Origin of the sequence: Nocardia sp. JW2, from assembly GCF_051843015.1 — a bacterium.
Taxonomy (GTDB): domain Bacteria; phylum Actinomycetota; class Actinomycetes; order Mycobacteriales; family Mycobacteriaceae; genus Nocardia; species Nocardia coubleae.
On sequence record NZ_JBPXLK010000018.1, the window covers coordinates 91,392 to 116,222 of the forward strand.

Sequence of the window (24,831 nt, forward strand, 5' to 3'; positions counted from 1 at the left end):
CCGGGACTTATCGGTCGATGTGTGGGGGTGCTACGGGTTCGTCGGGGATGTGCAGGGCAGGCACGGCGCCCGGGTCGGTGGGGTTGGTGTTCTGGGCGTCGACGATGGCCGCCGCCTGTGCGGTGGGGGTGCTCTGGTGCGCGCGGGCGAGTTTGCGGAGCCGGGCGCGGGCGGCATCGAGGTCGAGGTCGAAGTATTCGGCGAGGATACCGACAGCGGTGGCGATGACGCTGGTGCCGTCGAGGACCGCTGCGACTGTGTCGGCGGTGGTGCTCACCCGGCCGTGTTCGGTTCCCATGGACAGGGCGATCGCGGTGAGGTCGGCCAGGATCTGCCCGAAGTCGTTGGGACGCTCATTGCCCCACGGTTCGTCGGCGTGGACGACGACCGAGCCGAGCGGCACGGTCATGGCTTTGACGGGGAACGCGCGCACCGATCGCATACCGGCCGCGCGGGCGCGGTGACGGTAGTCGGGCCAGCGGGCGCCTTCGTCGGGCTGGTCGATATCGGTGATGATGGCGACGGCACCGTCGCGTGCGCTTGCCAGACCTGGGCCGCTGATGTGCAGGCGCGGGTCGGCGACGGTGTCTTCACGGGATGCTTCGGCCACGATCTGGATGCCGCTGCCGTGGGTGCGGTTGTCGAGCAGGATCACTGCGGCCGAGACAGCCTCGAAGCACTGGCAGGCGTGTTCGGCGACGGCGTGCAGGAGGGCGGGTACGTCGAAGTCGGTGGCCAGTGTCGCGGTCAGATCCGCGACGGCGAGGCGGGTCTGCGCGGTGTTCATCGTCCCTGCCCTTCACTGGAGTCACGCTCGTCGCGCAGCGACAGTCTGCGAGCCACGATATCGGCGGCGACCGCGCTGATCGAGCGGCCGTTGGCATAACAGTACGCACGCAGCCGGGCCAGGGCTTCGTCCGCCGAAACCGCCAGTTGCACCGCGACCATGCCCGCGGCGTTGAAGATCACCGCGCGCGAGAATTCCTCTCCCGCGGGGTCGACCGCGAGGGGATCGGTGTTCGCGAGCCGGTCCAGATCGGTGCCGAGCATGTGGCCGATGGCGGCCGCGCACGCGATGCCCGATTCCTGTTCGGCGGCGGTGAGGCGGCCGCTGTTCGCCCGATACAGTTCCAGCACGCCGAGGGTGGTGCCGTCGCTCGGGACCGGGAAGGCGAACAGGGCCCGCACGCCGAGCGAGAGGAGCTCGGTGGTGAACACGGGCCAGCGGGTGGTCGCCGGGGTGGCGGTCAGGTCCGGCCACAGCTGGCGTTCGCCGCCGCGGTAGGTGTCGATGCAGGGACCCTCGCCGACGACGAATTGGAGTTCGTCGAGGTGCTGGGCGGTGGCATCGGTGGCGTAGACGAGTTCTCGCGCTTGGGAGGTGTGGCTGAGCAGGGCGACGGCGGCCCCGTCGACGCCGGTGAGCCGGACCGCGGCGGTGCAGAGCGCACCGATGCCGCCGAACAGCGAACCTTCGCCGCCGGCGGGTCGCCGATCGGGTGATTCTCCGGGCCGGTCCCGGAACGCGTCCTCCACCGAGCCCTCCGATCTCCGATGTCCACGCTACCGCGCGGTGACCGGTCGGGTGGGGATCGGCCCGGCGGCCTGGGTCAGTGTCGGCCTTCGGCGAATTCCTCGACGATCTTGGCGCAGAAGGCGGGCAGATCGTCGGGGTTGCGGCTGGAGACGAGCCCGTTGTCGGTGACGACCTCCTCGTCGACGACGGTGCCGCCCGCGTTGCGGATGTCGGTGCGCACACTGGGGTAGCCGGTGAGGGTGCGGCCGCGCACCGCGTCGGCCTCGACGAGGGTCCAGGGGCCGTGGCAGATGACGCCGATCGGTTTGCCGGTCGCGGCGAACTGTTTCACGAAGCCGACGGCCGAGGAGTCCTGGCGGAGTTTGTCGGGGTTGGTGGTGCCGCCGGGCAGGATGAGGGCGTCGTAGTCGTCGGGGCTGGCCTGGCTGACGACCTGGTCCACGGTGAAGGTGTCGCCCTTCTCCACGTCGTGGTTCATGGCCTGGATGCTGCCCGATTCCAGGGAGAGCAGGGTGGTGGTCGCGCCCGCGTCTTCGACGGCGGCGCGGGGTTGCACGAGTTCGACCTGTTCGACGCCGTCGGTGGCCAGGATGGCGACGCGCTTACCGGTCAGTGGCTGCTGGGGCATGGTGCACTCCTCACGTGGACGACTTTCACGGTGGTCATTTCGTCGAGCAGTTCGGGGCCGTAGCCGAAGCCGTTGCCGGAACGGCCGCGGGGTTGGGCGGCTCCGCCGGGGGCGCCACCGAAGACGGCGTTGATCTTCACGGTCGCGACAGGCAGAGTGCGCCAGGCCCTTTGGGCGTGGTCCATGGAACCTGTCAGGACGGTGGCGGCGAGGCCGTATTCACCGGTGGCGGCTTCGTCGAGCCCGGTGTCGAAGTCGGGGACCACCCGGACCGGGGCGACCGGGCCGAAGGTTTCCTCGCGCAGCACCCGCATCTGGGGCAGGCAGTCGGTGAGGACGGTGGCCGGGTAGGTCGCGCCGGGCCCGTCGGGGATGTGGCCGCCGACGAGGACGCGGGCGCCGTGGTCGACGGCGTCGGCGACGTGATCGTGGACGTGGGCCCGTTGGCGGGCGTCGACGAGTGGTTGCGGGTGTTCGTTCCATGCGGCGGCGCGGGCGCACAGTGCCGCGAGGAAGCGGGGGGCGACGGCGGTGTGGACGTAGATGCGTTCGACCGAGGTGCAGATCTGGCCCGCGTTGGCGAACGCGCCGAGCGCGGCCTGTTCGGCGGCCCATTCGGGGTCGACGTCGGCGTCGATGAGCAGTGGGTCGTTGCCGCCGTTCTCGAGCAGCACCTTGGCGCCGGTGCGGGCGGCCGCGGCGGCGATGCGCTGCCCTGTCTCACTGCTGCCGACATGCGCGATCACGTCGACCTCGGGGGAGGACGCGAGCAGGGCGCCGATGTCGCCACCGCCGGTGACGGTGGCGAGGACCGCGTCGGGGAAGTGGGGCGACATGATCTGTCCGAGGAGTTCACCGGTGCGCGGACAACGTTCGCTCGGCTTGTGCAGCACCGTGTTTCCGGTGACGACGGCGGCGCCGAGCAGCCCGCAGGCGATGGCGACCGGGTCGTTCCACGGGGTGAGAGCGACGACCACACCGCGTGGCTCCGGGATCATGAAGTCGGTGGCCTCGGGGGAGCCCTGCAGCGATTTGCCGCGATGCAGGGGGCCCAGTTCGGCGTACTGGTCGAGGGTGGACGCACCCGCGAGGACTCCCTCGCGTCCGGAGGCGGCGGGGCGCCCGGTTTCGGATTCGAGAGTGGTGGCGAGGTCGTCGGCGTTGGCACGCACGGCCGCCGCGGCGGCGCGGAGCATCCCGGCGCGGTCGGCGGGTGGGACGCTTGCCCAGCCGAGTTGGGCGGCGCGCGCGCAGCGCACCGCGTCGGCGATCTCCTCGGGGGAGGTGGTGGGGGGTGCGGTGGTTGTGGTCATGTGGTCGGCATACCCGGTAGGCGGCGGGGAAACAGGAATCATGTTGGGGGATGGTCGGTTTCGTCTGTCCGGCCGCGCCTGCTTCCGGTGTAGGCGCTTTCGCGGAACCGGTCGAGCGCGTGCGGGACCAGGGCGACACCGGCCGGGCGGTTGAGGATCGGGTCGAAGAAGTCGGTGCGGTATTCGCCGGGTTCGGCGCGGCGCAGGTCGAGTTCGCCGACGGGGATCGGTTCTCCGCCGAGGGGTTCGGCGGTGAGGGAGAACCGCAGGAGGTGATCGTTGTCGAGGTGGTCGCGCAGTGCTTGCAGGGAGGCGGTGCCGGGCAGGTCGTCGAGGGGTTCGGCGAACAACCAGACCGGTGAGTCGTCGCCGAAGCGGTAGGGCATCAGCGAACCGAAGCAGGCGCGGTCCCAGCCACGTGCGGCGGTGATGACGAACCGGCCGAGTGTGCCGCGTCCGGTGGTGGCGAGGGCGAAGTCCCAGGGGTGGTCGTCGCGGTCGAGGACACGGAAGGCCAGGCCGAGTACGTCGGGGATGCCGGTCGGGGTGCCGATGCCTTTGGACAGTCTGCCGATGACGGCGCGTTCGCCCGGCCCGAACCAGGGCACGAAGTCGGCGGCGGCGTGGAAGCGTCCGGCCAGGCGCAGGCCGCGCGGATGGAACACCCGCGCGTGCCTGACCTTGGCGCCGGCCTGGAAAGCGGTGCGTACCACGGTGTTCGGGATGTCGGTGAGGGTCGCTTTGTCGATCATCGGCGGCGGTCCACGGTGGTCGCGACGGTGCGGGGCAGCAGGGCGCCCAGGGCGATCATGCCGAGCCCGAGGCCCAGGTGCAGCCAGTTGTCGGCGTCGTTGAGCGGGACGAAGTTGGCGTCGCTGTGCTCGTCGACCAGCAATCCGTAGAGCCACAGGACCAGGTAGACGACACCGCCGCCGATCAGGAACGTTCGCGCTGTCGCGGCGCTCGCGGCGGCGAGCAGGCCGAGGATGCCGAAGACGAGGTGCACGATGTTGTGCAGCACCGACACGGCGAACACGCCGAACAGCTTCGCGTGCGATTCGTGTCCTGCCCACTGCAGGTGGTCGTAGTCGGTGGTGATGCCGGGGATGAATCCGAGGACACCGACCAGCAGGAAGACCGCGCCGACGGCCAGCGAGGCCAGCTGGATCGGTGAGCGGGCCGAACCCGTTCTGCCTACACGTGTGGACACGGCGTGCTCCTTTCGGATGGGCCGGGTGTGCCCGGCCCGCTTGCCTGGACGACGGGCGCATGCCCGCTGAGCTGGGTGGTAAACCCGCGTTCGGTCGCGCGCGGTGGCAGGATCACCGCCACCCGACCACCTCTGCCATCGCGTCGGTCACGGCCGGTTCGGGCTCGGCGAGCGAGGAGGCCGCACCGTTGCACACGAATTCGGCGGCCGCGCTCACGGCGTGGCGGACCGCGGGTTCGGTCGACTCGCCTTCGGCCAGCACCACGGTGACGGCCGCGGCGAATCGGTCACCGGCCCCGCAGATATCGACGCCCTCGGGGGCACGGCGCCCCGGTGGTACCTGGATACGCATCCCGGCCGGGAATTCCGCACCGCACAGATAGGCGCCCTCGGCCCCGAGGGTGACCGCGACCGCGCGCGCCGACCACAGGCGGGCCAGGGTGCTCGTGTCGCGGATCGAGGAGGCCGAATCGAGCAACCGCAATGCCTCGCTGCGGTTGGGGGTGACGATGGCGGTGTCGGGAATCGGTAGCGAGCCCAGTGGGTGCGGGTCCCACACCACCGGGATGCGTGGGGCGAGGGTGCGCAGCAGACCACGGATCTGCGGGTGCGAGGTCATGCCGCGGCCGTAGTCGGACACCAGCACACCCGAGGCGCGGGCCAGGACGCTGTCGATATCGGTGGGGATCGGCCCCGGTGCCACCTTGCCGGTGCCCGAATCGCAGCGGGCGATCACCACGGGATCCTCACCGTCGGTGCAGCGCCCGTCGGCGCGCACCCGCTGCTTGCACACCGTCGAACCGTGCAACGGCACACCGATGACCTGCACGTACGGTTCGAGCAGGGCGCGCAACTGGTGTCCGGCGTGGTCGTTGGCGAAACCGCCGACGAGGACGACCTCGTCGGCGTCGCCCGCGGCGAGGCGGGCGGCCAGACCTGCCCCGCCGGGGCGGTAGCGGGTGGTGGTGACGTCGACGATCGGGGCGTCGTCCTGGCTGTAGCGTTCGCAGTGACCGTCGACGTCGATGTCGAGGAAGACGTCACCGAGCACGACGATCGGTCCTGGATGGGCGGTCACAGTGCCTCCAATGCGGCATCGAGGGCGGTGCACAGGGCGTGGACGAGCACGAGGTGCATTTCCTGCACGGTGGCGACGCTGTCGGCTTCGACGGCGATCGCGTCGTCGCAGACCGAGGCGAGGGTGTTCGGTGGTGGGCCGGTCAGCGCCCAGGTGGTGATGCCCATTTCGTGGGCGGCTTTGGCGGTGGCGACGACGTTGGGGCTGCTGCCGCTGGTGGAGAGCACGACGAGGGCGTCGCCGGGGCGGCCGTGGGCGCGCAGCTGGCGGGCGAACATCTCCTCGATGCCGTAGTCGTTGACGATGGCGGTGGTCGCGGAGGTGTCGCAGTGCAGGGCGATCGCGGCCAACGGCTGGCGTTCGGTGCGGAACCGGCCGGTGAGTTCGGCGCTGAGGTGCTGGGCTTCGGCGGCGCTGCCACCGTTTCCGCAGGTGAACAGTCGGCCGTTGCGTTGGTAGATGTCGGCGAGTTGTTCGCCCCAGGACCAGATGCGGCGGATCGAGGCGGTCCGGTTGCGTTCCAGGGCGGCGCCGAGCGCACCGAAGTGGTGTTCGAGGTTCGCACCGGTCGCGGCGACCAGGTGGCGGGTGCCGGGTGGATTGTTCATGGCGCGAGTTCCTTTCGTGCGGCGCCCGTCATGGCGAGGGCGACGGCGGTCGGCAGGTCCTGGGCGACGAGGGCGGTGGCGCGCGCGTGGTCGATCTCCGCACGCCGGGTGATGGGGGTGGGCACCAGGATCGCGGCGCATCCGGCGGCCTGAGCGGCCTCGATATCGGCGCCGATGTCACCGATCAGGACACAGTCGGCGGGCGCGACGCCGAGCTCTTCGGTGGCGCGAAAGACCATGCCCGGGGCGGGTTTGCGGCATGCGCAGCCGTCGTCGGGACCGTGCGGGCAGATCTGCCAGGTGCCGAACGGGCCGAGTAGCTGTTCGACGGCGGCGTTGACCGCACGGGCCTGGGCGTGGGTGATGAGGCCACGGGCGATGCCGGACTGGTTGCTCACCACACCGATCGGGATCCCTTCGGCGCGCAGCCGGGCCAATGCGTCGGCGGCACCGGGCACGGGACGCACCAGTGCCGGGTCGCCGAGGTAGGGGACGTCCTCGATGAGCGTCGCATCGCGGTCGAAGAGCACCGCTGCGGGAGCGGCGGAACGCGATCGACCGTGTGGGCCGGATCCGTTCGTTCGGGTGGTGGGCAGTGACCGAATGTTCATGCGGGCCGCCTCGTGTCGGCGGGTCGGGCGCACAGTGTGTCCACCGCGTCGACGATCTCCGCGGAGGTGATGGTGTCGAGGCACGGGTGTCCCGGTACCGGGCAGGTGCGGGCTCTGGTGCCCTCGCACGCCGCGGACCGGCCGAGCACCACGACCGGCACACCGTAGGGCGCCCACCGCGCGGCCGGGACGACCGGTGCGAACAGCGAGACCACGGGTGTGCCGACCGCGACGGCCAGGTGGGCGGGCCCGGTGTTGGGGGCGACGACGACATCGGCGTCGCGCAGTATCGCCGCCAGCGTGGCGAGGTCGGTGCGGCCGCCGAGGTCGGTGGCCAGCCCGTCGGCGACGAAGGCGGTGTGCTCGTCGACACCACCGGTGACCAGTACCCGGTACCCGGCCCGGACCAGGGCTGCCACATGGGTTCTCATCCGTTCCGGTGCCGGGCGGCGGGCCGGTACGGCGGCGCCGGGATGGACGACGATGTAGCCGGGTCCGCCGGTACGGGTACCGACATCGGGCAGCAGGTCCTCGCGGATCCGGAGCCGATCGGAATCACCGGGGAACCCGGCGGCTTCGGCCAGGGCCAGATTGCGGATCTGTTCGGGCCGGTCCTCGTCGCGGGTGTCGCGCAGATCGAGCAGTGATCCTGGGTAGTCGACGCTGATGCCCGCGATACGACCGACCCCGGCCATGCGCAGCACCAGCGCCAACGGCAGGGGTGACTGGTGGAACGAGGTGAAGATGACGGCCTCGGTCGGTGCGACGGCGCGCAGGGTGTCGAGCAGCGCGTCGATGGCGTTCTGGGTGACCGGTGGCGCGTCGAAATCGACCCACCCGGCGTGGAATTCGACGACTTCGTCCACCCCTGGCAGTAGGCGGGCCGCTGCCGCACCGCGTGGCCCGGCGAGGAAGGTGACCTTGTCGGACCCCGCCGCGACCGCCCGGACGGCGGGCCCGGTGAGCAGCACGTCGCCCGCGCTGTCGAGCCGGGCCACCAGCACATGCCTCATCGCCGCCCACCCTCCACGGTGTCGGCGAGCAGGTCGTTCCAGCGTTCGACGAACTGGTCGATGCCGAAATTGGTCTGCGCCCACTGCCGTGCGGCTTTGCCGGCGAGCTGGGCCAGATCGGGTTCGGCCACGAACCGCTGCAGTGCTCGGCCCAGAACCGACACATCGGTGGACACCACTCCGGCCTCGGGCGGGACCGCGGCCGCCGCCTCGGTGGTGGCGACGGCGACGACCGGCATCCCGATATGCATGGCCTCGAGCACCGACAGGCCCAGCGAGGTCCAGCGCGGGGTGTGCACGAACACGCGGCGGCGCGCGACTTCGGCGTGCAGGTGGTCCTGGCGCAGGTCGCCGTGCCCGCACACACGCTCTTTCGGCCGGTCGACGGCGGTGTGGACGTGGTCGGTTTCCATCCCGAACACATCGATCGGGGTGGTATCGGAGAGTTCGGCGAGCAGATCGGTGCCGGTCACGCGCCAGCGGCGCACCGGTTCGTTGACGATGGTGGCGGCCCGCTCGAGTTCGCCGGTGTAGAGGGGGCCTGGATCGAGGACGCCGTGGGGGATGACGCGCACCCTGGTGTGCCCGTTGTCCCACATCAACCGGTTGAACTCGGTGACGTGGACCAGGGTGAGGTCGTCGCGGTCGGCCATGGGGTGCCGGGTGGTCGCGGCGTGCCCGGACGGGGTGTTGTGTTCGACGTAGATCAGGGGGACGTCGACACCGGGGGTGCGGCCGAGCCAGCGTTGGGCCAGTTCCAGTTCGCGGGGGCGTTGGGCTACAACGACATCCACGTGTTCGTCGGCGAGCGCCTCGGGGGCGATCTCCTCGGCGCCTGCCGGCCACGGTCGCCCGCACCGGCCGAGCGCCCACCCGCCCCAGCGTGGGTCGTGCGGGATCAGGTAGCGGTGGGGTCCCTGGACGAACGAACTCATCCAGGACCCGTGCACATGCCAGGCGAGGATCGTCGTCATGGCCACGACGGCTCCGTCGACGGGCACACCATCAGTTCGCGCACCTGACAGCCCGGTGGTTGGGAGAGCGCGAAAACGACCGCGGCGGCGACGTCTTCGGGCCGGTTGAGTTTCGCGTCGGCCGGTGGCTGGTACTGCGGGGTCCGGTCGTCGAAGAACGCGGTGTCCATGCCGCCGGGCACCAGCAGGGTCACGCCGACCTCGCCCGCGGTCTCGGCGGCCAGGGCGCGGGTGAAGCCGACGACGCCGAATTTCGACGCGCAGTAGGCGGTGGCGTCGGGCAGCGCGCGCATGCCGAGGGTGGAGGCGCAGGTGACGACGGTGCCCTTGCTCGCGCGCAGGGCGGGCAGTGCCGCGCGGACGACGGCGGCGGTGCCGAACAGATTCACCTTGATCACGTTTTCCCACTTCTGCGCCGACACGCTGTCGAGCGGGCCGCAGGCGTCGGTGCCCGCGGCGGTGAACACCGCGTCGAGGTGACCACCGGTGCGGTCGAGTACCCGTTCGACGGCGGCGGTCGCGGCGGCGGTGTCGGCGAGATCTGTTTGCTCCCAGTCGATTCCGTCGGCGGGGGCGTTGCGGTCGAGTACCACGGGTGTGCCGCCCGCGGCGCGGATCGCGGCGACGGTCGCGGCGCCGAGACCTGAGGATCCGCCGGTGACGAGGACGGTGCCGAGCGGGCGTGTTGACGGGTTCACGAGGATGGAACTCCTTTCAGCGGGGTCATGCCGACATCGCGGCCCGGTCGACGCGGCGCGCGCATACTTTGCGGTAGGCGGTGAGGGTTCGGGTACCGACCCGCTCCCAGGAGTAGGAGTTCTCGGCTCGACGTCGCCCGGCCGCGCCTCGGGAGGCGGCCAGGTGCGGGTTGTCGAGCAGCGGGCGGATCGCGGCGGCCAGGGCCTCGGGGGAGTTCGGTGCCACCAGGGCGCCGGTGACACCGTCGACGACGGTGTCGAGCATGCCGCCGACAGCGGTGGCGACCACGGGCCGCGCGCAGCCCATCGCCTCGAGCGGCACGATGCCGAACGGCTCGTACCACGGTGTGCAGGCCACGACATCGGCGGAGCGGATCAATTCCGGCATGGCGGTGTGTTCGACCGACCCGAGCAGGTGCACCCGGTCGCCGACGCCGATGCGGTGCGCACAACCGCGCAGTCGTCGCGCCTCGGCGTGGGTTTTGCCCTTGTCGTCGGCGCCGCCCGCGATGACCAGTTCGGTGTCGGGTAACTCGCGCAGTGCGGCGATGGCCAGGTCGTAGCCTTTGCGTGGCACCATCCGCCCGACCGACAGGATGCGGTGCGGTGCGCCGCGTTCGGCGACCGGGCCGTCGGGGGTGAACAGGTCGAGGTCCACACCGCACGGAACCACCGACACGTGATGCGGTGGCACACCCATCTTGGTGAGTTCGCCGACCTCGTCGGAACAGGTGGCGATGACCCGCGCCGACCGCGACGCGACGAGACGTTCGATGCGGATACGCGCGGGTGGGCTGGTGTCGGCGCGGCCCTGGTACCGGTGTTTGACGGTGCCGAGCGCGTGGAAGGTGACCAGGCCGGGGATACCGGTGCCGTGGGCGGCCAGCTCGGCGGCCATGCCCGACATCCAGAAGTGCGCGTGTACCACGTCGGGGTGCTCGCGGGCCCAGTCGTCGCGCAGAAACGCGGCGAATTCACCCAGGTGAGGGAGGATTTCGTCCTTGGGGATGGGGCGCGGCGGACCGGCGGGGACGTGCACGACGCGGTAGCCGTCGTCGGTGTGGATCGTGCGTTCGCAGTGGGTTCCGTCGTGTCTGGTGTAGACGATCACCTCGTGCCCGCGCTGGGCGAGGGTGGCCGAGAGGGCGGCGACGTGGACGTTCTGACCCCCGGCATCGGTGCCGCCGAGCGGCGCCAGCGGACTCGCGTGTTCGGAAACCATGGCGATCTTCAACGCGGACTCCGTTCGTCGGGCGAGCGGCGGCCGGGGAACGCACCGCTTGCGGGGTGACCGGTTCTCGCTGGGCGCTATGCCCGGGGAGAAGTGGGTCAAACAGCGGCGTGCCGGTTTCGCCCGACTGTTTCGGTGCGCGCCGGTGGGGTACTGCGGCCGGTGCCGATCACCGCCACCACAGAAAATCGGGTAAGGAGTGCCGAGATGACGACCGCGTCCGGCGACAGTGTTCTCGGGCCCATCTCGCGGCCGCTCCCGGATGTCGAACGCATCGTGGTGTTGCGCGGTGGTGGTCTGGGCGACGTGTTGCTCGCCCTGCCCGCGATCGAGGCGCTGGCCGCGACCTACCCGTCGGCGCGGATCACCCTGTTCGGTTCGGCCCTGCATGCCGCGCTGCTGCGCTCACGGCCGGGGCCGGTGCACGACGTGCGGGTGCTCCCACCGCAGGACTCACCCGCCGAGGGCGCGCTGCTCTCCGAAACCGCAAGGGAGCGGGTCGATCTGGGGGTTCAGCTGCACGGCGGCGGTGCCTGGTCGAACCGGTTCCTGCGCCGCACGGGAGCTCGGTGGACGGTCGGTTCGCGCGCCGACGGCGCCATCGAACTGACCAGGACCACCCCGTTCCGGTACTACCAGCACGAGATGATCCGTGCGCTCGAGGTGGTCGGGTTGGCCGGGGCCGCACCGGTCACTCTCGAACCGAGGATCAGCGTCACCCCCGACGACGAGGCCGCCGCCGAACGGCTCGTCGGGCAGGCGACGGGCCCCGTTGTCACGGTTCACCCCTCGGCGACCGATCCCCGAAGGCGGTGGCCCGTACGCAAATTCGCGGAGGTCATCGAGCATTGTGTGCGCGGCGGGGCCACCGTTCATGTGATCGGCACCCACGACGACCGTCCGCTGCTGCGCGAAATCCTGGACCGGGTCGGCGGCTGCGACACCCGCCACGTGCACTGCCTCGTCGATGCCGACATGACCGAGCTGTGTGGGCTGCTCACGCGGACAACGGTTTTCGTCGGCAACGACAGCGGGCCACGGCATCTGGCCAAAGCGCTCGGCATCCCGACGGTCGGGATCTTCTGGATCGGCAACCTCGTCAACGCCGGACCACTCAACCGCGCCAACGACCGGGTGCTGACCGCGTGGACCACGCGCTGCCAGCTCTGCGGTGCCACCCTCACCGACGAGGGCGCCCCACGCTGCGAACACGACAACTCGATCGTCGCCTCGGTCACCGTCGAGGAGGTGTGCCGTGAGATCGACGAATTCCTCGGCCCCGCAGGCGTTGTCACCGCACTGCGGCCGGAACCGCGGTGGCACGACACCGTAGGCCTCGACGCCACGGTCGGGGACCGTCGTCGATGACTCCAGGTGTACCGCGCGCCGGGTGTGGATCCGTACCGGCGTCGGCGTCGCTCATCGTTCGCCCACGCGGCCGCGGATGCGGTCGATCATCGTCGTCGTGGAGTGGTCGGCGAGGTAGTTCAGGACCCGGACCTGGCCGCCGTATCCGGTGACGACCGGGGTCTCGGGCAGCATGTCGGGGCTGTAGTCGCCGCCTTTGACATACAGCTGGGGCTCGGTGGCGCGCAGCAGCTCGGCGGGGGTGTCCTCGTCGAAGACGGTCACATGGTCCACACAGCTCAGGGCGGCCAGCACCGCGCACCGGTCACCCGCGGTGTTCACGGGCCGCTCGGGGCCCTTGAGGCGGCGCACACTGCTGTCGGAGTTCACGGCGACCACCAGGATGTCGCCCAGGCTCTTGGCCTCGTTGAGGCAGGCGATGTGACCGGCGTGCAGCACGTCGAAGCAGCCGTTGGTGAACACCACCCGGGCGCCCTCGGCGCGCTCGCGGCGCACGGTCGCGATGAACTGGTCGCGCGAGAGGACCCCGGAGCCCTCGCCGCCGAGGCGGGCACGCAGATCGGGACACCGGCACACCGAGGTACCGGGGCTGCGCAACACCACATCGGCCGCCGCTTGGGCGAATTCGACCGCCCCGGTCAGCGGCATCGCGTCGAGCACCGCGGCGGTGAGGGCGGCGACGAAGGTGTCACCGGCACCGGCCGACCGGTTCTCCGGCACCGCCACCGCCCAGGTCCGGTGCGCGGGCTTGCCGTCCACCAGCAGGACGGTGCCGTCCTTGTCGAGGGTGACCACCACCGCGGCCGCTCCGGTGCGGGCCATCAGTTCGTCGCGGTGGTCGATGAACAGTTGGGCGTGGTCGGTGTGCGCCGTCGTGTCGAGCAGGGCCGCGGCCTCCTCGGCGTTGGGTGTCACCAGGTCGGGCCGCAGCGCCTGCCAGCGGGCCGGTGCGTGCGCGTCGAGAACCAGCAGCGGGAGGCTGTCGCGGCGCGCGCACAGGGCGTCGCGGATCGTGTCGTCGAGGGTGACGCCGTAATCGCAGATCAGCAGCGCGTCGGCATCGGTGAGGGCGGTGTCGAGCGCGGCGAGCAGGGCGGTGGTGTCGGTGGGCGCCGGGGCACAGTCCTCGTCGTAGCGCAGCAGGATCTGCTCGTCGGCCATCACCCGCACCTTCACCTCGGTGGGCCGGGCCGGATCGGCGACCACGGTGTCGGTCCCCACTCCCGCGCGGCGCAATGCGTCGCGAAGGTCGTGGCCGGCGTCGTCGTCGCCGACCGTGGCGACCATCTGCACCTGCGCGCCGAGCGCGGCGAGATTGGCCGCTGTATTCGCCGCCGCCCCAGGCACTTTAGCGGTCTCGGCGACATCGACCACCGGCACCGGGCCCTCCCGGCACAGCCGGTGGCAGCGTCCCCATTTCCACACGTCGAGCACGGCATCACCCAGGACGACGACACGCGGGCGGCGCGCGGCGACGTGATCGACGGATTCGGGGCCTGGTCCGCGAAAGCCTGGATCGGTCTGGTCGAACGGCATGGGCGTCCTCCCTCGGGCGGTGGTCGTCGTCGAAGCGATTCCACCTGCGCGGCGGGTCAAACAGATCCGGGCGGATCGGTGTCGGCGGCACCGGCGCGGGTATGGCGAGGGTGCGAACCGAGCCGAGGAGGTGTGCGATGCGTGTGGTCGTGACGGGAGCGACAGGCAATGTCGGCACGGCGGTGGTCGACGCACTGACCACCACACCGGCGGTGACGTCGGTGCTGGGAGTGGCGCGGCGCAAACCCGACCGTGGGCTCGCCGGGGTCGACTGGGTCGGCGCCGACCTGCGCGACGCCGATCTGGTCTCGTTGTTCCGTGGCGCCGACGCGGTGGTGCACCTGGCCTGGGTGTTCCAGCCGACGCACCGGCCGCTCGACACCTGGCACACCAATGTCGACGGCACCGAACGGGTGCTGGCCGCTGTCGCCGAGGCGGAGGTACCCGCGCTGATCTACGCGTCCTCGGTCGGAGCGTACGCACCGCGCGAGGACGACGAACCCGTCACCGAGAGCTGGCCGACCGAAGGCTGGCCCGCCGCCGCCTATATGGCCGAGAAGTCCTATGTGGAGCGGCTTCTCGACATCTTCGAACGCGACAACCCCGACCTCCGGGTGGTGCGGATGCGTCCGGCGTTCACCTTCCAGTACGACTCGGCCAGCGAACAACGCCGCCTGTTCGCCGGACCGCTGCTGCCCAACCGGTTGATCCGGCCCGGGGTGCTGCCCGTGCTGCCGTATCCGTGGGGGATGCGGTTCCAGGCGTTGCACAGCAGCGATGTGGGACGCGCCTACGCGCTGGCGGTGACGAAACAGGTGCGCGGTGCGTTCAATCTGGCCGCCGACGACGTCATCGACCGCGACGCCATCACCCGCGTCCTGCGCACCAGGACGTTTCCCGTCCCGCCCCGCGCGGTGAAAGTCGCGCTCACGGTGGGCTGGTGGTTGCGGCTGGTCCCGGCCACTCCGGAACTGTTCGACGCGATGATGCATCTACCGCTGCTCGACACCACCCGCGCCCGTACCGAACTCGGCTGGACACCGAGGATCAGCGCCGCCGACGCGCTCACCGAGGTGCTGCACGGATTCGGCGACGGCGCGGGCGGTGACACCCCACCGCTGGCCGCCGACGCCGGTGGCACGTTGCGCTACCGCGAGTTCGCCTCCGGCGTCGGCGGCCACGACCCGGTCGACCAGCTCACCCGCCACGCCCACCGCTGAACGTCACGGCCGGAAGACCGCGCGCACGCATTCGCTCTTGTCGTTCTTGAAGATGTCGTAGCCGGCGACCGCGTCCGACAGCGGCAGATCATGGGTGATCAGATACGACGGGTCGAGCTGACCGCTGGTGATGAACTCGAACATGCGTGAGACGTCGCGCTGACCGGACTGCTGGGCGGTGCGCAGGGTAAGCCCCTTGTTGGTGAGCACACCCATCGGGAATTTGTCGGTCACGCCGTACACACCGAGCACCGACACCACCCCGGTCTTGCGGCACGACATGATCGCCTCGCGCAAGGCGGTGGCCCGGTCGGTTTCCAGTCGCAGCAACTGTTTGGCCCGGTCGTAGAGGTGCTGCACGCCGGTGCCGTGCGCTTCCATTCCGACCGCGTCGATGCAGGCGTCGGGCCCGCGCCCGCCGGTCATCTCGCGCAGGGTCGCGGGCACGCTGTCGACACTGGTGTAGTCGATGGTGTCGGCGCCCGCGTGCCGGCGCGCCAGCTCGAGGCGTTCGGGGACGCGGTCGATCACGATGACCCGGCCCGCGCCGAGCAGGCGGCTGGTGTGGGCGGCCATCAAACCGACGCCGCCGCTGCCCCAGATCGCGACGGTGTCGCCGGGGGAGATGTCGCAGAAGTCGGCGCCCATCAGCCCGGTCGGCAGCGCGTCGGAACAGAACAGGGCCTGCTCGTCGGTGATCGACTCCGGAATCGGGAAACAGTTCACATCGCCGAAAGGTACCCGGATGTACTCGGCGTGCGAGCCCTGATAGCCGCCGAAGGGATGGGTGTAGCCGTAGATCCCGCCGGACGGGAAACCCAGGATCGGTTGTTGCACCGCGGCATTCGGGTTGGTGGTGTCACAGGCCGAATACCGTTGCGCCCCGCAGTACCAGCACGCGCCGCACCCGATGAACGACGGCACGACCACTCGGTCACCGACGGCGATCCGCTCCACCGCGCCGCCGACCTCGAGTACCTCGCCCATGAATTCGTGTCCGATCACGTCACCTTCGCGCATACCGGGCAGGTAGCCGTCGATGAAATGCAGATCCGAACCGCAGGTGGTGCTCAACCGGACCGCGACGATCACGTCGTGCGGGTTGACCAGGCGGGGATCGGGCACCGTCTCCACGGCCAGATCGTTCACGCCGTTCCAGCACAGTGCTCGCATCAGTCCTCCTGCTCGCGTCCGCTCGGATTGTGGGTCAGGGTCGGTGCCTCCCCGGTCTGCAGGATCGCGCGCGCCCGGTAGAGGGCGGTGAACGCGGCATGCCCGGTGAGCTGTTCGGGCAGCGGGCTGGTGACCCGGATCGTCACCTCCGTACCCAGATCGCCCGGGGCGTCGGCGAAGGTCAGCCGGATCTGGGACCGGCCGGCCGGGTCGCGGCCGCCGACGAAGCGGATCTCGCCGGGGGCGCGCACGGTGCGGCTCACCCACTGCGCGGCGGCGGCGGTGTTTTCGACGAACGACCACGTCAACCGGTCCGGGGCGGTCGATTCCACCTGGGCGATACCGTCCAGCGCCGCGGACAGGTTCGCCGGATCGAGCCAGAACTGTTCGACGTCCGCGCGGGGGCGCCCGATCGTCACCGCGTGCACGCTGGCCCCCGCCGTTGGCGCGACCTTGTACAGCAGCTGCCCGATCCGGTCCTCGACCCAGGTCACCGGTTTCGGGTGTCGGGGCGGATGCCGGTTTCCGGGTCGTCGTCGGCGGGTGGCTCCGGATCGTGCCACTCCTCGGCCCGGCTCGACCGGTTGCCCTTGATAGTGCCGTCCAGCTCGTGCGCGAGTTCCTCGTCGTGGGCCGGACCGTGCTTGGTGTTGCCTCGTTCGATGACCATCGTGCCTCCTTGTGGGTTTCAGCGGTGCCGGACCAGGGCGGCGACACCGTCCTCGGACGGCACACCGCCGGTGACGATGACCTCGGCACCGGTCAGGATCGCCGCGACGGGCAGTGCCTCGTCGGCGCGGCAGGACTGTCGTGGGGCGGTGCTGCCGGTCCAGCCGGCCGGGGCGTGCAGGTCGACGCTCACCTGTGCCCGGTCGGCGCCGACCAGCACGGTGCGGTCACCGAGCCGGTCCGGGTCGATGAGCAACCGGTCCACGCGCGCCATCCGCAACGCCTCGGCGGTCGCGTCGAGACCGGACACCGCCAGCCCTTCGGGGCGGGCGATCTCGGCGGCGACGGTGTCGAGGACCTCCTCGATGTCGTGGCGGGCCTGTTCGGCGACCACCCGGTGGACGGCGGCGTCGAGCTCACCCGGGTCGCCGCCCGCGGCGCGCGCTCCCGCTTCGACCTCGACCACCGTCGGCCCGTGTTCGGGCAGCGCGTGGTGCAGGGCATTGCGGGCGCTGACCTCACCGGCGACCACGATCACCTCGGCATGCACCTGCTCGGCCTCGGTGCGCACCTGCTCGGCGAGGTCGTCGATGGTCCGCCGGGTCGTTTCCTCGACGCGTTGCTGCATGGAACGGTGCGCCCATGCCCCGCCGCCGGTTTTGTGCACCGGATACGGGTCCTGATCGACGCTGCGTTCGGTGACCGACCCGTTCTCGTCCACGACGGTCAGGTCGCAGCCGACCTTGTCGACCACGGCGACCACATGCGGGATCAGTTCCTCGTGGTGGCGCAGCAACGGCAGCAGATAGGGCAGCGGTGACACCCGCACCACCTCTCGAGCCGGTGGTTCGGGCAGCAGCTCGTCGGCATGGACGGTGTGATCGTCGATGATCAACACCCGTCCGGCCCGCCCACGCCCGGGCGGACCCTCGGCGACGGCCCGGTCGAACAGCGCGATCATCTCCGCGCTCGCTCCAGCTTCCCGCAGGCGACCGCTGATGGACCGTCGTCGCAGCTCCAGTTGATGCGCGGCGTCCTCGGTGTCGTGTGAGGCATCCATGTACACGACAGCGAAGGGCCCGCGCCTTTCCGCGATCTCTCGAATGCTGTTCACACCGCGCGCATACCCGGCCTTCCCCACCCGAACCACCCCGACGGGATTTCGTGCTGTGGCCGGTCAGGAGCAGGCGATCGCCTTGGCCTGCCGCAGCACGTCGCGCACCATGGCGGGGGTCAGCATGCCGGTGAAGGTGTTGCGCTGGCTGACGTGGTAGCAGCCGAGTACTGTCACCGTTCGCCCGTCCGGATGGGTGAGGACCACCTGGGCGCCGTGGCCGAAACGGGGGCGGGGGCGGGGGATGGTCCAGCCGCCTTCGGCGAGGACGGTGAACAGCGCCTGCCAGCCGAAGGCGCCGAGGACGACGATCACCTTCAAGGTGGTGGCGAGCAATTCCATCTCCCGGCTCAGGTACGGTGCGCAGCGCAGCGCTTCTTCGCGGGTGGGTTTGTTCTGTGGCGGTGCGCAGTGCACGGGAGCGGTGACGCGCAGGTCGATCAGTTCGATGCCGTCGTCGGCGCGGACCGGGTGCGAACCGGTCGACAGGCCGACCGCATGTAGGGCCGCGAACAGGACATTGCCGCTCTCGTCGCCGGTGAACATGCGCCCGGTGCGGTTGCCGCCGTGCGCGGCCGGTGCCAACCCGACCACCAGGATCCGGGCATCGGCGGGGCCGAACCCGGGCACCGGCCTGCCCCAGTAGTCCTCGTCGCGGAACGCGGCTCGTTTCTCCCGCGCCACCTGCTCACGCCAGGCGACCAGACGGGGGCAAGCCCGGCACGAGGACACCAGCGCATCGAGTTCGGCGAGGGTGCCCGCATTGCCCGCCGCGAGCGGCGCCTGCTCCGGGTCGCTCGGTTCGGCGGCCATCGTCCCATCCTAGGTCGGGGAAATCCGGTAACCCGTCGTACCGAACCACCCACGTGGTACCGGCGGTACCACGTACTGTGAAGGGATGATGCCCATCGAGATCGTGACCGCCGACGGAGTCGTGCGCGGTCGAGCGGGCCGCAGTGTCGTGCGCTGGCGCGCCCTACCGTACGCGGCCCCTCCTGTCGGCGACCTGCGCCTGCGCGCACCCCAGCCGGTGCGTCCCTGGACCGGCGTGCGCGCGGCCGACCGCTTCCGTTTCGCGGCGACCCAGCACCCCAGCGGTGCCCGCATCGGCCCGCGCACCTGGCAACCGGTGGGCGAGGACTGCCTCACCCTGAACGTCACCGCCCCGGCGGCATCGTCGGATACACCGCGTCCGGTGATGGTGTTCATCCACGGTGGCGGATATGTCATCGGCACCTCGAGCATGTACTCCGGCGCCCGCCTCGCGGTCCGTGGCGACGTGATCGTGGTGTCGGTGAACTACCGGCTCGGCGGTCTCGGCTATGTCGACTTCAGCGAATTCTCCACGCCGGAGCGGCCTTTCGACGCGAACCTCGGACTCCGCGACCAGGTGGCCGCGCTGGAGTGGGTGCAGCGCAATATCGCCGCCTTCGGTGGCGACCCCGGCAATGTGACGATCTTCGGCGAATCGGCGGGCGCGCACGCCGTGGTGAGCTTGATGGCCACCCCCGCCGCGCGCGGCCTGTTCCACCGCGCCATCGCCCAGAGCGCCCCCGCCGACTGGACGATGACCCGCGAGGACGCGCACCGTTACGCCCGCCGCTGCCTCGAGCGACTGGGTGCCGACCCGGCCGACGCCGTCACCGCCCTCACCACCACCTCGGCGAGCGCGCTGTGCCGGGCCACCGACCGCGCCCTCGGCCGGGCCATGCGCGAGGAACCCGGCAGCTTCGCCTACGCCCCCGTCGCCGACGGCGAGTTCCTGCCCGAGGCGCCGCTGGACGCGATCGTCGCGGGCCGCGCCCACCGGGTGCCGCTGATCGTCGGCACCAACCGCGACGAGGCGACCCTGTTCCAGCGTTTCGTGAAAGCGGTACCGCACACCGAGGACCAGCTCACCACGACCTTCGCCCGCTGCGAAGCCGGTGCCCTCGAACGTGTCGCCGCCTGCTACCCCGGCTACCCGAGCCCGGCGACCGCCGTCCGCATCGGCGGCGACTTCATGTTCCTGCGCCCCACCCTCGAGGTCCTCGAAGGACACAGCCCCCATGCGCCCACCTACGCCTACCGTTTCGACTTCGCCCCGCGCGCACTGCGATTGGCCGGTTTCGGTGCCACCCACGCTCTCGACCTGATCCCCGTCTTCGGCTGGGTGAACACCCCGGTCGGGCGCATGATGACCGCGGCGGGCGGCTACCGGGCGTTCCTCGCCGTCCAGCGCGCCATGCAGGACAACTGGCTCAGCTTCGCCCGCACCGGCAGCCCCCTGCCCGCCTGGCCCGCCTACACCGCCGACCACCGCGCCACCCAGATCTTCGACCACCCGACCCGCGTCCTCATCGATCCCGACCCGGCCATCCGCCGTGCGTGGCAAGGCGTGCGCATCGCCGGCCCGACCGACGGGCAGACCCGGACGGAGAACGCCGGATGACCCTCGACCAGGACACCGGTGCGCGGCGCCTCACCGCACTGCTCACCGAAGACCCACAGGTCAGGGCCGCGCGGCCCTCGGACGAGGTGCACGCCACCGTCACCACACCCGGATTGCCGCTCGGTGAGATCGTCGAGGCGGCGATGACCGGGTACGCCGACCGGCCCGCGCTCGGGTTCCGGCGCACCGAACTCGTGCCCGACGCGGGGGGAGCGGTGCGGCGGATCGTCCCCGACTTCGAGACGATCACCTATCGCACACTGTGGGACCGGGCGCGGGCGGTGGCGGCGGCCTGGTACGCCGACGGGGTGCGCGCCGGGGACTTCGTGGCGATGCTCGGATTCACCGGGGTCGACTACACGGTGCTCGACCTGGCCGTGATACACCTCGGAGCGGTGGCCGTGCCACTGCAGTCGGGGGCGAGTTCGACCCAGTTGCGTTCGATTCTCGACGAGACCACACCGAAGATCCTCGCGGTCGACATCGCGTATCTCGGCACAGCTGTCGAGGTGATTTCCCCGGGTGCCACGACACTCGTGGTGTTCGACTTCTTCGCCGACGACCACCGGCATCGCGAACTACTCGACGCAGCGCGCCACGACTTCCCCGGAATACGCACTCTCGCCGACACTGTCGAACAGGGACTGACCGCCGAGCCCGCCCCCCGCGTGGAACCCGACGACGACGCGCTGGCCCTGCTGATCTACACCTCCGGCAGCACCGGAACACCCAAGGGCGCGATGTACACCCGCCGCCTCGTCGCCGCGGGGTGGCAGCCGGTGCGTCCGTACGCGGTCATCAACCTGAACTTCCTGCCGATGAGCCACATCGCGGCCAGGCTCACCCTCAACGCCGCCCTCGCCCGGGGCGGCACCGCCTACTTCACCGCCGCACCGGACACTTCGACACTGTTCGACGACATCGCCCTGGTGCGGCCCACCGAGATCTTCCTCGTCCCGCGCGTGTGCGAGATGATCCAGCAGCACTACCGCCGCACCCGCGAACACCACCCCGAACTCACCGACGACCAGGTGAAAACGTCACTACGCGAACAACTCCTGGGTGGTCGCCTGCTGACGGTGTCGTGTGGCAGCGCCCCCATCGCACCGGAACTGCGCGCGTTCGTCGAATCGGTGCTCGAGCTGCGGCTGCACGACGGCTACGGGTCGACCGAGACCGGTGGTGGCGTCATCTTCGACACCCGGGTCATGCGCCCGCCGGTGCTGGACTACAAGCTCGTCGACGTCCCCGAACTCGGCTACTTCGCCACCGACAAGCCGTACCCGCGTGGCGAACTGCTGCTCAAGACCACCACCATGATCGCCGGTTACTACCGGCGCCCCGAGGTCACCGCCGAGGTGTTCGACGCCGACGGTTTCTGCCGCACCGGCGACATCGTCGCCGAACTCGCACCCGACCGGCTGACCTATGTCGACCGGCGCAACAACGTCATCAAGCTGTCGCAGGGTGAGTTCGTGACGGTCTCGCGCCTGGAAGCGGTGTTCGCCGGCGAGGACCCGATCCACCAGATCTATGTCTACGGCAGCAGTGATCGCGCGTTCCTGCTCGCCGTCGTCGTCCCGGCCCGCCCGCTACCCGCCGAACAGGCCCATGCCGCGATCAGCGACGCACTGCACCGGGCCGCGGCTCGGGCACAACTGGAACCGTACGAGATCCCGCGCGCCTTCCTCGTCGAACCCGAACCGTTCACCGTCGACAACGGCCTGCTCTCCGGAGTGGGAAAACTATTGCGCCCCAAGCTGAAAGAGCGCTACGGGCAGCGCCTGGAACAGCTCTACGACGAGCTGGCCGAACGCCAGGACGACGAACTGCGCCGGCTACGTGCCGATGCCCCCGGCCTCGCCGTGGCCGAGGTCGTCGCCCGGGCCGCGGGCGCGATACTCGGCTGCGATCCCGCCGCCCTGCGCGCCGACACCCGATTCTCCGACCTCGGCGGTGATTCGCTCGCGGCGCTGTCGTATTCGACACTGCTGCGCGAACTCCTCGACGTCGAGGTCCCCGTCAACGTCCTGCTCGGCCCCGACAGCACGCTGGCCGCCCTCACCGGCTACATCACCGCGGGCCCCGCGACACTCGACGCCGAGGCGATCCACGGTCGCGGCGCCACCGAGATCCGCGCAGCGGACCTCACCCTGGACAGATTCCTCGACACCGGCACCATCACCGCCGCCCCCGACCTGCCGAGGGCCGCGACGCCCGCGCGGACCGTGCTGCTCACCGGCGCCAACGGCTACCTCGGCCGATTCCTGCTGCTGGAACTGCTCGAACGCCTCGCCCCGCTCGGTGGCACCGTGATCTGTGTGGTGCGCGGCGCCGACGCCGATTCGGCTCGCGCCCGCCTCGACGCGGCCTACGGCAGCGACCCCACCCTGACCGAGCACTTCCGGGCCCTCGCCGACCGCGCTCTCGAGGTACTGCCCGGTGACATCGGCGCACCGGAACTCGGTCTGCCCCAGCAGGTATGGCAGCGGCTGGCCCGCGATGTGGACCTGATCGTGCACTCGGCGGCGCTGGTCAACCACATGCTGCCCTACCACCAGCTGTTCGGGCCCAACGTGGTCGGCACCGCCGAGATCATCCGGTTGGCCGCGACGACCACCCGCAAGCCGGTCAGCTACCTGTCGACGGTGGCCGTCGCCGCCCAGATCGCCGACTTCACCGAGGACGGTGACGTGCGGACCATGAGCCCCGTGCGCCGCCTCGACACCGGCTACGCCAACGGATACGGCAACAGCAAATGGGCCGGTGAGGTACTGCTGCGCGAAGCCGCCGACCGGTTCGGGCTGGCTGTCGCGGTGTTCCGGTCGGACATGATCCTGGCCCACCGCCGCTACCGTGGTCAGCTCAACGTGCCCGATGTCTTCACCAGGTTGCTGCTCAGTGTGCTCGTCACCGGATCGGCACCGAAGTCGTTCTACCGCACCGACTCCGAGGGCAGGCGCCGTCGTGCGCACTACGACGGGCTGCCCGCCGACTTCGTCGCCGCCGCGATCACCGCACTTGCCCCGACCGCCGGCTACCGCACCTACGATGTCGTGAACCCCCACGACGACGGCATCTGCCTCGACGACTTCGTCGACTGGCTGATCGAGGCCGGTCACCACATCGACCGCATCGACGACTACGACGAATGGTTCGACCGCTTCACCACCGCCCTGAGCGCCCTGCCCGAACCGCGACGCAAACACACCCTGCTGCCGTTGCTGCACGCCTACCGGCATCCGGCCCGACCGCTGGCCGGCTCGGCGCTGCCCGCCGACGGCTTCCGCGCCGCCGTGCGGGCCGCCGGCATCGGTGGCGCCCCGGACATTCCGCAGCTGGGCCGCGACCTGATCGCCAAGTACGTGCGCGACCTGGCTCAGCTCGGACTGTTCGACACCGACTCGGTCTCGGCGTAGCCGCCGAGCCGCAACGCCGGGTCGGGGGCGAACGAGGTGAGCCCGACCCGGCGGTACTTGGCGGCCAGCCGTTCGTAGCGGCGGCGGTTGCGAGCCATCGGTGAATCGGTGAAGGTGGCGGGCAACCGGTCGAACGCGGTCCGCAGCAGCGCGGTGAGTACCCGGAACTCGGTGTCGTGGCGGGCTGTCCAGGTGATCGGCATGCGGGCCCGCACCTGCGGGTGCATGATGCCGCACCCGAGCAGCATCACCACATGGCTCAGCACCGGCGAACCCACCCGCCACAGCGGACCGGTGACCGCGGGCAGGAAATCCGGGCGCGGCGCCCGGCGCACCGACGCGGTGGCCGCCTCGAGTGCCGGGGTCACCCGCAGTTCCTCGGCCGCCATCCGTTCGTAGTGGGCGACCAGTTCGCGATAGTCCTCGATCGGGGCGTTGCGGCCGCGCAGATGCAGTCCGATTGTCTTGCGCCGGTAGTGATCCCAGACGGCCTGGTTCTGCGCGGCCGTCGGCTCGGTGCCGGTCAATGCGATATAGGCGCCGCGCTGAACGAAGAACGTCGAGTACAGAATCCAGTTCCAGGCCTGCGGCTCGAGCGCCGAATAGCGTTGCCCGTCGGGGCCGACGCCCTTGACCGCACGGTGCAGCAACATCAGGCGCTCGGCCTCGGCGGCCGCGTCGGCCTCGGTGCCGTGGTAGATGAGCTGGTCGGCGGCGGCGGTGCGCACCGCGCGCGCCCACGGCTCATACCTGGACCGCCCCGTCGCCTCGAGCGCCGCCGACACCGGCGGCAGCATCGGCTGGTCGAACAGCCCGACGGCGAACAGCCCGAACAGCACCGAACCGCCGACCCGCTCGAATCTCTCGACGGCGGCCGAAACATCGTGCGGCACAACATCATCGGTAGAGGCGGGCTGATGAGACACGGGACAGGTCATCGGTGAACTCCTTTGTTCCGGCGCCGCGACCGCATGGGTCCGGTCGGCACCCCTCCGCAATT

24 protein-coding genes are annotated in these 24,831 nt (G+C 70.6%); 4 read left to right on the forward strand and 20 right to left on the reverse strand.

From position 1 onward, the window contains the following. Positions 1–7 precede the first annotated feature (7 nt). From ACSVDM_RS22695 to ACSVDM_RS22755, 13 genes are all read right to left on the reverse strand, one after another. The gene (locus ACSVDM_RS22695; RefSeq protein WP_439267648.1) at positions 8–787 is read right to left on the reverse strand and encodes a GAF and ANTAR domain-containing protein; all 780 of its coding nucleotides are present in this window, start codon (positions 785–787) and stop codon (positions 8–10) included. Next, the gene (locus tag ACSVDM_RS22700) at positions 784–1,536 is read right to left on the reverse strand and encodes a GAF and ANTAR domain-containing protein (RefSeq protein ID WP_439267650.1); all 753 of its coding nucleotides are present in this window, start codon (positions 1,534–1,536) and stop codon (positions 784–786) included. Before ACSVDM_RS22700 ends, ACSVDM_RS22695 begins: the two co-directional genes overlap by 4 nt. A gap of 74 nt (positions 1,537–1,610) precedes the next feature. Next, positions 1,611–2,165, reverse strand: a complete 555-nt coding sequence (locus tag ACSVDM_RS22705) for a type 1 glutamine amidotransferase domain-containing protein (protein ID WP_067638597.1) — start codon at positions 2,163–2,165, stop codon at positions 1,611–1,613. Next, positions 2,147–3,478, reverse strand: coding sequence for an aldehyde dehydrogenase family protein (locus tag ACSVDM_RS22710; protein ID WP_439267653.1), 1,332 nt, complete (start codon positions 3,476–3,478; stop codon positions 2,147–2,149). The genes ACSVDM_RS22705 and ACSVDM_RS22710 overlap by 19 nt, the downstream gene beginning before the upstream one ends. A 38-nt stretch (positions 3,479–3,516) precedes the next feature. Next, complete coding sequence (locus ACSVDM_RS22715; protein ID WP_439267655.1) at positions 3,517–4,230, reverse strand: phosphodiesterase; 714 nt, start codon at positions 4,228–4,230, stop codon at positions 3,517–3,519. Next, on the reverse strand, positions 4,227–4,688 hold the full coding sequence (locus ACSVDM_RS22720) for a DUF4383 domain-containing protein (protein WP_067638591.1): 462 nt from the start codon (positions 4,686–4,688) through the stop codon (positions 4,227–4,229). The genes ACSVDM_RS22715 and ACSVDM_RS22720 overlap by 4 nt, the downstream gene beginning before the upstream one ends. A gap of 112 nt (positions 4,689–4,800) precedes the next feature. Beyond that, entirely contained in the window at positions 4,801–5,766 is a 966-nt protein-coding gene (locus tag ACSVDM_RS22725; protein ID WP_067638589.1) for a PfkB family carbohydrate kinase, read from the reverse strand. Then, the gene (locus ACSVDM_RS22730; RefSeq protein WP_439267658.1) at positions 5,763–6,374 is read right to left on the reverse strand and encodes a D-sedoheptulose-7-phosphate isomerase; all 612 of its coding nucleotides are present in this window, start codon (positions 6,372–6,374) and stop codon (positions 5,763–5,765) included. Before ACSVDM_RS22730 ends, ACSVDM_RS22725 begins: the two co-directional genes overlap by 4 nt. Further along, entirely contained in the window at positions 6,371–6,985 is a 615-nt protein-coding gene (locus tag ACSVDM_RS22735) for a D-glycero-alpha-D-manno-heptose-1,7-bisphosphate 7-phosphatase (protein WP_439267660.1), read from the reverse strand. The genes ACSVDM_RS22730 and ACSVDM_RS22735 overlap by 4 nt, the downstream gene beginning before the upstream one ends. After that, entirely contained in the window at positions 6,982–7,998 is a 1,017-nt protein-coding gene (locus tag ACSVDM_RS22740; protein ID WP_439267662.1) for a glycosyltransferase family 9 protein, read from the reverse strand. Before ACSVDM_RS22740 ends, ACSVDM_RS22735 begins: the two co-directional genes overlap by 4 nt. Continuing rightward, positions 7,995–8,972: a glycosyltransferase gene (locus ACSVDM_RS22745; RefSeq protein WP_439267713.1), complete on the reverse strand. Its 978-nt coding sequence runs from the start codon at positions 8,970–8,972 to the stop codon at positions 7,995–7,997. Before ACSVDM_RS22745 ends, ACSVDM_RS22740 begins: the two co-directional genes overlap by 4 nt. Further along, entirely contained in the window at positions 8,969–9,676 is a 708-nt protein-coding gene (locus ACSVDM_RS22750) for an SDR family oxidoreductase (protein ID WP_439267715.1), read from the reverse strand. Before ACSVDM_RS22750 ends, ACSVDM_RS22745 begins: the two co-directional genes overlap by 4 nt. A gap of 19 nt (positions 9,677–9,695) precedes the next feature. Next, on the reverse strand, positions 9,696–10,904 hold the full coding sequence (locus tag ACSVDM_RS22755) for a glycosyltransferase (protein ID WP_439267664.1): 1,209 nt from the start codon (positions 10,902–10,904) through the stop codon (positions 9,696–9,698). Positions 10,905–11,108: 204 nt separating this feature from the next. Here ACSVDM_RS22755 and ACSVDM_RS22760 point away from each other — a divergent pair, with 204 nt between their 5' ends. Beyond that, positions 11,109–12,269, forward strand: coding sequence for a glycosyltransferase family 9 protein (locus ACSVDM_RS22760; RefSeq protein WP_439267666.1), 1,161 nt, complete (start codon positions 11,109–11,111; stop codon positions 12,267–12,269). Positions 12,270–12,320: 51 nt separating this feature from the next. Here the strand turns inward: ACSVDM_RS22760 and rfaE2 are convergent, their stop codons facing one another. Continuing rightward, positions 12,321–13,805 (reverse strand): D-glycero-beta-D-manno-heptose 1-phosphate adenylyltransferase, encoded by a 1,485-nt coding sequence (gene rfaE2, locus ACSVDM_RS22765; RefSeq protein ID WP_439267668.1) that lies wholly within the window; start codon positions 13,803–13,805, stop codon positions 12,321–12,323. 137 nt (positions 13,806–13,942) lie between these two features. Between rfaE2 and ACSVDM_RS22770 the strand changes: the two genes are divergently transcribed. After that, positions 13,943–15,025: an NAD-dependent epimerase/dehydratase family protein gene (locus ACSVDM_RS22770; RefSeq protein WP_439267670.1), complete on the forward strand. Its 1,083-nt coding sequence runs from the start codon at positions 13,943–13,945 to the stop codon at positions 15,023–15,025. Positions 15,026–15,028: 3 nt separating this feature from the next. Here ACSVDM_RS22770 and ACSVDM_RS22775 read toward each other — a convergent pair whose 3' ends face one another. The 5 genes from ACSVDM_RS22775 to ACSVDM_RS22795 form a co-directional block, all read right to left on the reverse strand. Continuing rightward, the gene (locus ACSVDM_RS22775; protein WP_439267672.1) at positions 15,029–16,198 is read right to left on the reverse strand and encodes a zinc-dependent alcohol dehydrogenase; all 1,170 of its coding nucleotides are present in this window, start codon (positions 16,196–16,198) and stop codon (positions 15,029–15,031) included. Continuing rightward, positions 16,198–16,692 carry a hypothetical protein gene (locus ACSVDM_RS22780; RefSeq protein ID WP_439267674.1) on the reverse strand — a complete coding sequence of 165 codons (495 nt, stop codon included), beginning with the start codon at positions 16,690–16,692 and terminating at the stop codon, positions 16,198–16,200. Before ACSVDM_RS22780 ends, ACSVDM_RS22775 begins: the two co-directional genes overlap by 1 nt. After that, entirely contained in the window at positions 16,689–16,868 is a 180-nt protein-coding gene (locus tag ACSVDM_RS22785) for a hypothetical protein (RefSeq protein ID WP_067489744.1), read from the reverse strand. Before ACSVDM_RS22785 ends, ACSVDM_RS22780 begins: the two co-directional genes overlap by 4 nt. 18 nt (positions 16,869–16,886) lie before the next feature. Further along, entirely contained in the window at positions 16,887–17,981 is a 1,095-nt protein-coding gene (locus ACSVDM_RS22790) for a baeRF2 domain-containing protein (protein WP_439267676.1), read from the reverse strand. A 63-nt stretch (positions 17,982–18,044) separates the two neighbouring features. After that, positions 18,045–18,794: a uracil-DNA glycosylase gene (locus ACSVDM_RS22795; RefSeq protein ID WP_439267678.1), complete on the reverse strand. Its 750-nt coding sequence runs from the start codon at positions 18,792–18,794 to the stop codon at positions 18,045–18,047. Positions 18,795–18,879: 85 nt separating this feature from the next. Between ACSVDM_RS22795 and ACSVDM_RS22800 the strand changes: the two genes are divergently transcribed. Both ACSVDM_RS22800 and car read left to right on the forward strand, forming a co-directional pair. Continuing rightward, the gene (locus ACSVDM_RS22800) at positions 18,880–20,412 is read left to right on the forward strand and encodes a carboxylesterase/lipase family protein (protein ID WP_439267680.1); all 1,533 of its coding nucleotides are present in this window, start codon (positions 18,880–18,882) and stop codon (positions 20,410–20,412) included. Next, positions 20,409–23,831 carry a carboxylic acid reductase gene (car, locus tag ACSVDM_RS22805; protein WP_439267682.1) on the forward strand — a complete coding sequence of 1,141 codons (3,423 nt, stop codon included), beginning with the start codon at positions 20,409–20,411 and terminating at the stop codon, positions 23,829–23,831. Before ACSVDM_RS22800 ends, car begins: the two co-directional genes overlap by 4 nt. Here car and ACSVDM_RS22810 read toward each other — a convergent pair. Further along, the gene (locus ACSVDM_RS22810) at positions 23,792–24,769 is read right to left on the reverse strand and encodes an oxygenase MpaB family protein (protein ID WP_439267684.1); all 978 of its coding nucleotides are present in this window, start codon (positions 24,767–24,769) and stop codon (positions 23,792–23,794) included. The genes car and ACSVDM_RS22810 overlap by 40 nt on opposite strands. Between the last annotated feature and the right edge of the window lie 62 nt (positions 24,770–24,831).